The organism is Sporolactobacillus sp. THM19-2 (assembly GCF_004153195.1).
GTDB lineage: Bacteria > Bacillota > Bacilli > Bacillales > Sporolactobacillaceae > Sporolactobacillus.
The window spans coordinates 1-11,850 of sequence record NZ_SEMC01000020.1 but is presented as its reverse complement, the minus strand read 5'-3'; the positions used below and the strand labels follow the sequence as shown (position 1 = coordinate 11,850).

The 11,850-nt window shown below is 39.9% G+C and carries 11 protein-coding genes and 1 riboswitch; all 11 genes read right to left on the bottom strand.

Features of this window, described 5'->3' with window-relative positions; all coding sequences use genetic code 11:
- Nucleotides 1-2 precede the first annotated feature (2 nt).
- Nucleotides 3-1,058, bottom strand: a complete 1,056-nt coding sequence (locus EWH91_RS11830; protein ID WP_129930243.1) for a FecCD family ABC transporter permease — start codon at nucleotides 1,056-1,058, stop codon at nucleotides 3-5.
- Nucleotides 1,024-1,983 (bottom strand): helical backbone metal receptor, encoded by a 960-nt coding sequence (locus tag EWH91_RS11825; RefSeq protein WP_206184330.1) that lies wholly within the window; start codon nucleotides 1,981-1,983, stop codon nucleotides 1,024-1,026. The genes EWH91_RS11830 and EWH91_RS11825 overlap by 35 nt, the downstream gene beginning before the upstream one ends.
- Before the next feature lie 201 nt (nucleotides 1,984-2,184).
- A riboswitch (cobalamin riboswitch) is annotated at nucleotides 2,185-2,364 on the bottom strand.
- Nucleotides 2,365-2,406: 42 nt separating this feature from the next.
- Entirely contained in the window at nucleotides 2,407-2,991 is a 585-nt protein-coding gene (locus EWH91_RS11820; protein WP_129930242.1) for a cob(I)yrinic acid a,c-diamide adenosyltransferase, read from the bottom strand.
- A gap of 154 nt (nucleotides 2,992-3,145) precedes the next feature.
- Nucleotides 3,146-3,916: an ethanolamine ammonia-lyase subunit EutC gene (gene eutC / locus EWH91_RS11815; RefSeq protein WP_129930241.1), complete on the bottom strand. Its 771-nt coding sequence runs from the start codon at nucleotides 3,914-3,916 to the stop codon at nucleotides 3,146-3,148.
- Between the two features lie 12 nt (nucleotides 3,917-3,928).
- On the bottom strand, nucleotides 3,929-5,287 hold the full coding sequence (locus EWH91_RS11810) for an ethanolamine ammonia-lyase subunit EutB (protein WP_206184329.1): 1,359 nt from the start codon (nucleotides 5,285-5,287) through the stop codon (nucleotides 3,929-3,931).
- 30 nt (nucleotides 5,288-5,317) lie between these two features.
- Nucleotides 5,318-6,727: an ethanolamine ammonia-lyase reactivating factor EutA gene (locus EWH91_RS11805; RefSeq protein ID WP_129930240.1), complete on the bottom strand. Its 1,410-nt coding sequence runs from the start codon at nucleotides 6,725-6,727 to the stop codon at nucleotides 5,318-5,320.
- 244 nt (nucleotides 6,728-6,971) lie between these two features.
- Entirely contained in the window at nucleotides 6,972-7,781 is an 810-nt protein-coding gene (locus EWH91_RS11800) for a carbon-nitrogen hydrolase family protein (protein ID WP_129930239.1), read from the bottom strand.
- A gap of 76 nt (nucleotides 7,782-7,857) precedes the next feature.
- Nucleotides 7,858-8,835, bottom strand: a complete 978-nt coding sequence (locus EWH91_RS11795; RefSeq protein ID WP_129930238.1) for an ABC transporter ATP-binding protein — start codon at nucleotides 8,833-8,835, stop codon at nucleotides 7,858-7,860.
- The gene (locus EWH91_RS11790; RefSeq protein ID WP_129930237.1) at nucleotides 8,828-9,832 is read right to left on the bottom strand and encodes an ABC transporter ATP-binding protein; all 1,005 of its coding nucleotides are present in this window, start codon (nucleotides 9,830-9,832) and stop codon (nucleotides 8,828-8,830) included. Before EWH91_RS11790 ends, EWH91_RS11795 begins: the two co-directional genes overlap by 8 nt.
- A gap of 12 nt (nucleotides 9,833-9,844) precedes the next feature.
- Complete coding sequence (locus EWH91_RS11785) at nucleotides 9,845-10,744, bottom strand: ABC transporter permease (RefSeq protein ID WP_240697353.1); 900 nt, start codon at nucleotides 10,742-10,744, stop codon at nucleotides 9,845-9,847.
- 25 nt (nucleotides 10,745-10,769) lie between these two features.
- The coding region (locus EWH91_RS11780) for an ABC transporter permease (RefSeq protein WP_326407613.1) at nucleotides 10,770-11,850 on the bottom strand (1,081 nt) is incomplete at its 5' end.

Here is an 11,850-nt window from a genome sequence, read left to right as displayed (position 1 = left end):
TTTTATCTTCTTCCTTCTTTTCGGCTGTTCAATAAAATCATTGCGAAGACGGGAGCCCCAATCAAAGCCGTAATGACGCCAATAGGGAGCTCAATGGGTGAAATAATGGTTCGAGCGACCAAATCAGCTAAAATTAAAAAACCACTTCCGGTTAATAGCGACAGCGGTAATACATGTCGATGATCGGATCCCCATAATAAGCGCACGACATGTGGAATCACTAATCCTGCAAAACCAATTGTCCCGGAAACGGCCACCGCTGCCCCGGTCAAAATCGATCCTGCTGTTAAAATAAGCATCTTCCTTTTTTGAACATTGACACCCAAATGGTAAGCCTTCTCTTCGCCAAAAGTCAGGGCATTTAATTCCTTTGCATTCAGCATCAGCATCAAAGAACCGATGATGAAGAAGGGAAAAATAATTTGCACATAAGCCCAGCCGCGCATCGAAACACCACCCAGGAGCCAGCCGATAATCTGCCTTAACTCCTCACCTGTCAAGGCAATCATTAGAGAAATCATCGCACTTAAAAAAGAACTGAAAATAATGCCTGTGAGAATAATGGTCTCGACCCGCATCGATCGGTCCACTTTTTGAGCAAATAATAAAACGAGCAAAATCGTCAGCCATGAAAAGACAATACTGAGCATGGGCAGCGTATAGTGGCCGAAAAAAGGCAGGGTAAAATGAAAAAATAAAGTCACCACAGCCCCCACGGATGCCCCGGATGAAACGCCTAACGTATAGGGATCGGCGAGTGGATTCCGTAATAATCCCTGAAAAGCAGCTCCTGCAACAGCAAGCGATGCGCCCACCAGTCCTGCGAGAATGACCCGTGGAAGGCGAATGTTGATGACAATCGTCGATAACGTCTGATCTACATGGCCTTCTGGTATCACGTGAAGCATCCCAAGGCTGATTTGAAGTAAATCCCTTAAAGGAATATAAACCGTGCCGATTGAAATGCCAAGAAACAGGGATACCATGAGAAAAGAAACAGCGATCACATAAGCTGCTTTCCTGTTATTTAAATTGATCCGGATAAACCGCTTTGGCAAGATCTTCTACCCCTTTGACGATTCTCGGACCTGGACGCGTCACTTCGTCTGAGTTCACATCGATGACCTGCTTATGTTTAATGGCGTTTATCTCCTGCCATCCTTTTCGGTTTGACACTTGTTTGACGGCATCTTTTACATAATATCCATAAGTTGTAATGATGACATCCGGATTTTGTCTGATGATTTCCTCAGGATCAACCTTCACCCAGCCCTCTTCTGTCACAATGTTGTCGGCATGAATAACAGACAACATTTCATTCATAAATGTATTTTTCCCAACCGTATAAATATCCGGCGCACCCGAAATTTCAACGTATACCTTTTTCTTATCGGCTGCCTTAATTTTCGCGGTTTTTTTCTTAATCGCCGCGATCCTGCTTTTCATATTCTGAATAAGATGGTCCGCTTTTTCACTTTCACCCGTTGCTTTCCCGATCATATCAATAGAATCATAAACTTGCGTGAAATTCTGCGCATCATTAACGACGACAACAGCGATCCCTGCATCTCTGAGTTGCTGTAAGCCATCTTTTGAATCATGAGCAGCTGACGCATGCGCTAACACGAGATCCGGTTTAAGGGAAATGATTTTTTCAACATTCAGATCCGTTCCGCCTACTTTTGTCTTTTTGGTTGCTTCTTTTGGATAATTATCAAAATCTGAAACGCCGACGATTTTATCACCAAGTCCAAAAGCAAAAGCAATTTCTGTATTACTTGGGATCAAAGAAACGATTTTATTCGGTTTCTTCTTAATGACTACCTCTTTATTTACAGCATCTTTAATCTTTACCGGATAGGTTATTTTTTCCCCTTGCTCTGTCTTGTTTTGACTAGAGCTCGTTTGATCAGTCTGACCGCAACCTGTTAAGGCGCCTAAAATCATCATGATAGCAATTAATAATGTATACCCTTTTTTCACTTTTTTTATCCTCCTAAAAGTAAATGAAACACAGCTTATTTCTGCTGCCAGCGGGACACCGCTGGTATACTAATGAATCAGAAATGAGGTTGTTGAATGATCGAATAAAAAAACACCCCCATGACCTGGAGGTGCCGAAATGTCTATACAGTAGCAAACGTAGCGTATTGCATGATATACACATTCCTGTCCTCGCAGGTTTTTCGTGTGATGAATCAGGCAGGTCTCCTGGCTTATGATCATCGCTTTCTGCGCCTTCCCATATGATACAGTGGCTTAAGTAGCAGATCGCTCCCAATTACAGTGACGGGATCGCGTTGGAATCTCACCAACTTCCCTATTGAGCTTTCAAAAGAAAACACCTGAATCATGACGTATGAAATTATTAGCTGTGCCATACTATCCTTGAATGCAACAGGTTTACTAATATTTTTTGCGTAATTCCCACTTGGTTACGATTTCTTCTTTCATACCGGCACGTTTATTTAAATACCGGGAGAGCTGGAAGAAATAATCCGATACACGATTTATAAAAATATAGCTCTGTGGAACTTCTGTATCGAGGCTGCTTAATAAAGCTACATAATCCCGCTCACATCGGCGAACTATTGCACGTGTTATCTGGGCATAGGTCGCTGATGTCGAACCGCTGTATAAGATAAATTCAGTCAACGGATCCACGCGCTGATCCAACAGATCGATTTTTGACTCAAGAGATGAGACATGACTTTTATCAATGTAAATTCTTGAAAAATTTGAGCTCACTTCAATACCCATGTGGTAGAAAGCGTTCTGAATCCAGATCAGATTTTTCAGCTCATCCCCCAAGCCTTCAAAATTTTGCTTCTCCTCTAAAGATCGATGAATCTGTGAAGACAGATAGCCGATTGACGCGGAAACCTCATCCATACTGCCATTCAGCTGAATGATCGGACTGCTTTTCAACGGGCGAGCGCCGCTCAATGTATTTGTCTTGCCAAGATCGCCATGACCGGTATAGATCTTCATAAGGGTTCCCCCTCCCATATCCTACCCATGCTAGTTTCAAAAAATTCCAGCATCTCATGAAATATATTTTCACTTAATAGATGATTTAATAAATCAATTCCAATTTCCATAATTTACATATAAAGTCTATATCATCAATAACGCTCTTTAATTTCTATAGCTTTAAATCAATTCCGCTCTTCTTTTCTTTCATCATCAATTCGATTAAGTACACGATCTGCGCACCGGCTTCTACGTTCGGCGTCCCATCATTATAGATGTTAGAAATCACCGTCCTCTGTGACTCCGGTTTTGAAGTACTGGACTCATAGGCCATATAGGCACTCATACTTTCATTAGTGACAAGCCCCGGCCTCTCCCCTATTAAGTTCACGGTTATTTTGGCATTTAGCGCCTCACTGATCATGTCCATTGTGGCTACCCGGCCATATTTAACAAATATTGGCGTGCCTATTTTGTATCCTTTTGCCTGAACCCCATCCGAAATGACTGAATAGATATCCTCTATATTTGCATCGATGGCAAATGCACTGAGCCCATCGGCCGCTATGATTTGAACATCAGGATCAGATATACACTTTTCTTTTATTTCCTCCATCGTTTCCCTTGAGAACCTTCTACCTAAATCTGGCCTTTTAATATATTCCTCTTTATCTTTTACTAGTGTTTTTACTTTTAAAAAGCCTAACCTGTCTATAATATTTTCATCTACATTCGACCAAACAGAATCATTGGCGGCTGCATGATCTACCAAGAATTTAAGCAAGGTTTCAGTTCTATACCTTGTCCCCGCTCTACCAACACATATTCTTGCATTAGTAGATTGTTTCAATTTTATACACGCTTCCATGTTCGCCGGATTGGTTATCGTCACTCTGGAAGTGTAATCAGCAGAAGAAATATCTCTAATCAATTGCTCGGGCACTATATTTCACTCCTAGACCATAAATATGGACGGATCTCCGGCTTTTTCGGTAAGTTTTCCATTTTCCATTATACCCAGATTTTCCATGCTTTCTTCAAATTCTTTTATGGGTCTTTTGTTTGTCATTTCTCTAATTGTCGCAATGTCATGAAAACTGGTTGTCTGATTCATTAACATGACATCATCTGCTACGGGCAAACCCATTATATAATTGCAGTCGGCTTCTGCAAGTAACATTTCTAGATTTTCCGAATCATTTTGGTCTGAAGCCATATGATTCGTATGACAGCAATCAACACCCATGGACAATCCTGTAAGTTTAGCCATGAAATGGTCTTCAAGTCCGGCTCTAATCGTCTGTTTTCCATTATATAAATATTCCGGTCCAATAAAGCCAACAACTGTATTGACTAAAAAGGGATGGTATCTTTTGGCCAGGCCATAACATCTTGCTTCCATAGTCACCTGATCTGATCCATGATGCCCATCTGATGATAATTCAGATCCCTGACCTGTTTCAAAATACATAAAATTATTTCCGCTGCAACTTTTTTTCTCTTGCATAAGTGCGTACGCCTCGTCTAAAAGCGCCACATCTATACCAAAAGCTCTGTTTGATTTCTCAGATCCGGCAATACTTTGAAACATGAGGTCTACAGGTGCCCCTCGTTTTAAAGCTTCCATCTGGGTTGATACATGGGCAAGTACGCAGTTTTGTGTTGGTATGTTCCACTTTCCCTCAAATTCTTTAAATTTATTAAGGATCAGTGAAACCCCATTGATGTTGTCCCCCACGGGATTTAGTCCAACGACGGCATCACCGACACCATAACTAATACCTTCCATGACGGATGCCATAATTCCATCTATATCGTCTTTAGCATTATTGGGCTGAAGTCTTGCCGAAAAAGTTCCTTTTCTACCTATAGTCGTATTGCAAGTCGCGGTGTTCTTTACTTTTTGAGCTGCATAAACCAAGTCCATATTACTCATAAGTTTTGTCACGGCCGCGATCATTTCAGATGTTAAACCATCCCGTATGCCCTTTATACCATTCTCATCCGACTTTAAAATAAACTCTCTTAGTTCTCCAACAGTTAGAGATTTGATTTGCTTATAAGTAATCTCATCCACTGCATCCTGTATTAATCTGGTTACTTCATCTTTCTCATATGGGACAACTGGATGATTTCTCAGCTCTTCAAGCGTTATCTCGGATAATACAACCTTTGCGGCAACTCTTTCCGCTGAACTTCTGGCCATAATCCCCGCCAGTTCGTCACCAGACTTTTCTTCATTTGCCTTAGCCAGTACATCTTTTATATCTTTAAAGGAATAGATTTTCCCAAAGAGTTTCATCTTCAAAATCAAATGAAATCACCTGCTCTCATTGCTAACGAATTAATTCTTAAAAATTAAGGTTTTTATAACGACAGGGACTGTATTAGCTATCGGTTTTCCTATATCAATGTAGTCACCGGTATCTACTTCTATATTGTCAATACTGATTACTTTTCTGGAATCTCTAACGATATTTTTAATCGTTTGTCCTAAAGCTTTAGCAAAATCGTTTTCTATAACGACAATGATTGGATGATTACGATATTCAAAGGCTTTAACAATTGACTCCGCCATTTTTTTTATTTGTAAATACTTAGGGGCCTTTGGACCTTTAAAGGCAACGGCAACATACTCGTCTGGATATAAGTCCATTTTGCTACAAATATTTTTATAAAGGTATACAAGGTCCCTATCATCATTGCTGAAGACTTTTAAGATGGGAATATTTTTTATGGGCAATATCTCCTCGTCAAAGATAATTGTGCTTCCACTCAGCTTTATCGAATGGATCCCCGCTCCCATGACAGTAGCTCTTATTTTCTCCTTAGGTTCCAAAAAAATTTTCCTGTCTTTTTCTAAAACTTTCCTTATGGAGTAGCCTAGAAGTGGACCGATATCTCCAAATTTCGTGGTATCTTCTAATGTATTTATCTCGGCGTTGTGATAAATGAACTCCGACACACCACCAGAAAACATTGTTATCTCTGTTCTAACATCCTTATTTCTGTGTTGAATGAACAGATCTTTTTCTTCATCGGATAATTCTTTGTTGTTTGCAACCTTTAGAATAATTTGGGCAAATTTATCGGTCAGCTTATTCAAGTCCTCAAAACTTGGTCTTGCTCCAATATGAAGATTCAATTTTAAACTGTCTATTATTGTTTTTATCTTGTCAGATATATAAATAATTTTGTTTTCTTTATTAAATCTTATCAGCCTTCCTCCAATATCGAGTGCATATGAATCCACTATTTCCCCTTCAAAAAATACAGACGTGTTTGTCGTACCGCCTCCAATATCCAAGTTCACAACTTTCTTTGAGTGGTTCTTTGACATTTCTGCAGCTCCCGATCCAAAGCCTGCGAGTATAGCTTCGAGATCAGCTCCTGCAGTCGCCACGACAAAGTCTCCTGCAAAATCAGAAAGGGCATTAAGAACTTTTTCAGCATTTTCCTTTCTTGCCGTTTCTCCGGTTATTATAATTGCGCCTGTAGAAATATTGTCCTTGCGTATTCCTGCTCTTTTATACTCCTGACTGATCAGCCCTTTTAACCCTGAGAGATCTATTTTTTCTCTGGATATTAGTGGGGTAAAATATATGGCGCTTTTATATATAATGTTTTTCTCAGTGATTTTAACTTTGGGTAAGTGAAAATCGCTTGCAGTATTCTGTATAGTAAATTCACTAAATATGACTTGTGTGGTCGTTGTCCCAATATCAATTCCTACACTGATGATTTTGCTCTTCATAAGTAAGCTCCAATATAATCCATAAATAATTTACTATTATGTCAGTATCCAATCGATCAGGTTAAAGGCTGTATCATGGCGTATAATGAACCTGTTTTAACTTTAACGTATAACGTACACTCATTGTATTATTATTCGAAACCAAGTATTTTAGTAGGCAACGATACAGAAATATGATCTTTTAATGGGTATAAATATTCCAGAAACTCCTATAATTACCAATTATCATGTATTTTGAAATATATCAAGCTTCGCTTAGCCCCTTATATAATCCAGGTCTTCTATTTGAGAAATTTGGAAACTTTGTTCTCAGTTCCTTCATATAATCTAAATCAATATCGGAAATAACTAATCTTTCTTCATCCCCTGCACTTGCCGTCACTACCCCCAAAGGATCAACAACCATGCTTCTTCCTATAAAGATATTTTGCGTTTGATCAGCAACACAGAAATACATTCTGTTTTCAATGGCCCTTGCAGAAAGTAATGTCTTTAACTGTTCCTCTTTCATAGGCCCTGCTACCCAGGCTGAGAGCATAAACACGACATCAGCTCTTTGCAGAGCTAACAATCTTGGAACTTCAGGATATTTCAACTCGTGGCAAATCATCAACCCAATATTTCCGAACTCTGTTTCAACAATCTGGGAGGGTGCCTCACCTGGGACAAACTCATCTGATTCTTTATAATCAAAAACATCATAAAGATGGGTTTTATGATAAGTTCGAATGATTGCCCCTTCACGGTTAATCATAATAGCCGTATTATATGGACGTTCATGATCATCAATTTTGGTTTCTATAATACCGCATACTACATAAATCCCGTTCTTCTTTGCAGCTTTACATAGTTCCGATACAAATGGACCGTCCAGCGGCTCAGCAGCATCTATCGCCGTGATCTGAGCACCTGGAATGGCAAGTGCCATGTATATTTCCGGAAAGATAACGAAATCAGCGCCTTGTTTCTTTGCACTTTCAATAAAAGCTAACGCCTTTTCTAGATTTTTCTTCTTATCAATCGTACTGGATAATTGTGCTAAAGCTATTTTCATCACAAGTCCTCCTTTGGAATTATAACTGAGAATTGTTTTGACCTATTGATTGACTAAGCAACTGGGCATTAAGATCTTAATAAAGGTGACATGCCACCTTATGATCTTCACCCATCTTTTTTATAGTGGGAACTTGAACCTTACATATTTCTTTTGCAAATGGACACCGCGTATGGAAAGCACATCCATTCGGAAGATTCATAGGAGACGGAATTTCGCCAGTCAGATGAATGCGCTCGCGTTTCCTATTCGGATTTGCTACTGGAATCGCAGACAAAAGTGCCTGGGTATACGGATGCATGGGTTCGGAAAACAAGGAATCAGTTTTCGCTTCCTCTACCAAACGTCCAAGATACATCACCCCAATACGATCAGAAATATGCCTTACGACACTTAGGTCATGAGCAATAAACAAATATGTTACATTAGTTTCTTCTTGAATATCTTCCATTAGATTAAGGATCTGCGATTGGATGGACACATCCAGTGCCGATACCGGCTCATCGCAGACAATTAATTTTGGATTGACAGATAAAGCTCTGGCAATCCCGATCCTTTGCCTTTGTCCTCCTGAGAACTCGTGGGGGAACCTGTAAAAGTGATCCATCTGCAATCCTACCCTGTTCAGTAGATCCATCACTTTTTCGGTTCTTTCACCATGTGTCTTGTAAATTTTATGAATCTTCATAGGCTCTTCCAGAATACTCCCAATCCTTTTTTTAGGATTAAGTGAAGAATAAGGATCCTGAAAGACCATTTGCAAATCCTTTCTAATTGAAAACATTTGTTTTTTGTTCAATTGAACAATATCTTGTCCCTTATATTGACACTTTCCTGATGTCGGCTCAATAAGTCTTAGTATACTTCTGCCCGTCGTGCTTTTTCCACATCCGGACTCACCGACAAGGCCGTACGTTTCTCCTTCATGAAGTTCAAAAGAGACATTATTTACAGCTTTAACAAATTTATGAACCCGTCCAATCTTTTTATGGGTAGAAAACTCTTTAGACAAGTTCTCAACTTTTAAAAAGGGGTGTCTCATAACATCAGCCATATGAAATAGTCTCCTTACCTTTTATTTTTTCATAATGCCAACACTTAACCTTATGATTTTCAGTGTAGGAGACTAAATCTGGTTCCTTGGTGCGGCAGAGATCATCGGCGTAAGGGCAGCGGGGTGCAAAACGACACCCCTTAGGTATATGGTGGAGAGAGGGCACTTTCCCAGATATGGTGTGTAATTTTTTCGTCCGGTCTCCATCTATCTGAGGTATGGACTGGATTAATCCTATGGTATAAGGATGCAACGGCGAATCAAATAGTTGGTGTACATCGGCTTCTTCAATAACCTGTCCTAAATACATGACAACAACCCGTGTGCATACTTCAGCTACCACACCTAAATCATGGGTAATAAAAATTGTGCCCATCTTAAATTCATTTTTTAGATTAAGGATTAAATCTAGAATTTGCGCCTGCGTCGTTACATCAAGGGCTGTTGTTGGTTCATCAGCAATCAGCAGCTCTGGATCACAAGCTATTGCCAATGCAATCATTACCCTCTGTCTCATTCCGCCCGATAATTCATGAGGGTATTCATGAATCCTTTTTTCAGGGCTTGGGATACCCGAGAACTTTAGTAATTGTACGGCTTTATCCCACGCATCCTTGCGTGAAACTTTCAGATGAAGCCTCACTGATTCTGCAATTTGATTTCCAATGGTATAAACCGGATTTAGTGAACTCATGGGATCCTGAAAGATCATAGAAATTTTATCTCCTCTAATCTTCCTCATATCATCAAGTGACAAAGATAACAAATTAGAGCCTTTGTATAAAATTTCTCCCTCATATTTTGTTGTTTTTTCGGGATGCAGCCTCATAATAGATTCTGAAGTGACACTCTTTCCGCAACCTGATTCACCAACAATCCCAAGTATTTCACCGGAATCCACATAGAATGATACACCATCAACTGCTACAACTTTCCCTTGCTCCGTAGAAAAGTGAACCTTTAAGTTCTTTATCTCAAGCAAATGATTGTATTCCATATATCTATAACCTCATTTTGAATTATTAGAATGGGGGTCCAGCAAATCACGAATCCCATCGCCAAAAAGATTCACGCTTAATACGATAACAATGACCATCAGACCAGGAAAAACAGTCATCCACCATCCATTTAGAATTATTATTTTCCCGTCGTATAAAATATTTCCCAGACTGGGATTTGGTGCCGGAACGCCGGCTCCCAAATAACTCAACATGGCTTCCGTAATAATCGTTATCGCGAAGATATAGGTTGTCTGAACTAGGAGAGGCGAGAGAGCATTCGGCATGATATGTAGCCAAATAATTCTTGCCGAACTTGCCCCCATGGCCCTTTCTGCTTCGATATAAGTTCTTTCCTTTATTCTTAGCGCGGCCGATCGGACGATACGAGCAAAGGATGGAACAAATACAATAACTAAAGCTACAATAACATTTCTTGTACTTGGCCCGAATACCGCGACGATAATGATCGCCAATAAAATAGCTGGAAAAGACATCAACCCGTCACAAATTCTCATCAGTATATGATCCAATACCTTATAATAGGAAGCGTATAAGCCAACAGCTGTACCGATAGCTGCAGAAATGATTGTGACTGTAAACCCAACAAACATTGATATCCGTGTACCATAAATTGTCCGGCTAAAAACATCTCTACCAAAATTATCGGTCCCAAAAAAATGCACCATGCTTGGAGCCTGCAATCTATCCTGCACACGCATTGTTAACGGACTATATGGAGCGATCAATGGTGCCAGTAAAGATACGACTAACAAAAGTATAAAGGTTATCGCACTAATGATAATCAATCGGTTAGATAAAACACGACTGATGAACAGTCTCCTTCGTTCTTTTTGCAATTGATGCTTGACATTAATAATTTTCGTGGCACTTGCCGTTATTCGTTCCACTCTCTCTGTTCACTCCTCTCATTTATTATTTACTGAGTCTTACTCTTGGATCGATAACTCCATACAGTAAATCAATAATGAGATTAATCATAACATGGGAAACTGCCACAATTAACACGATACCCTCAATCAAAGGAAAGTCCCTTCGTTGAATCGAATTAATCATTAATTGACCTAATCCAGGTATGTTAAACACAGTTTCTATGACAATTGCCCCGGCAATAAGCGTTGAAAATTGCTGCCCAACAACTTCTAGTACAGTTGGTAACGCATTTCGAAAGGCGTGTTTGTAAATCACGCTTTTTTTGCTCAGCCCCTTGGAACGTGCTGTTTTTATATATCCCGTGCTTAACACATCAATCATTGACGATCTGGTCATCCGAGTAACGATGGCTGCCTGCATAAAACCTAATGCAAAAGCAGGTAATATTAATGAGTAAATGTGATTCCACAACCCGACAGAGACGGGAACATAGCCAGAAACCGGGAACAGTTTCATGTTCACTGAAAACAATAGGATCAGAAACATCCCTAGCAGAAAGTTAGGTAGCGAGATACCAAACAGCGAGAACCCAATGACCGCTTGATCAGTTTTGGAACCCTTCCTGGTGGAGGTCAATATCCCCATAGGAATCGCAATGATTAGTGCAATGATTTCAGCAAAGATACTCAAATTCAATGTTGGTCCAAGATATTGAACAAACACATGCAAGACAGGCTGCTGCAAATACACCGAATCCCCAAAATTCCCGCGCAAAATATCAGAAAACCAGATAATAAACTGTTGATATAAGGGACGATCTAAGCCCAGCTCTTGTTGAAGCTGATGAACCGCATCCGGCGTCGCTTCTGGGCCCAAGATCACCGATGCGGGATCTCCGGTTAAATGAATCAGAGTAAAAATAACTACAGCCACTATAATTAAAACAGGGACGATCGAAAGCAACCGTTTTGCTATATACACATTCAAGCCATTATCCTCCTCGTATATTAGTAGTAAGAGCTCAATCCAAGAGAATTTCCAGTTGGATCCGGATACCTGGAATGACTCCTGGATTCCTATAGGATTTGTTTCAAAGCCTTTCGGCTTCCCTGTCCATTTAAGA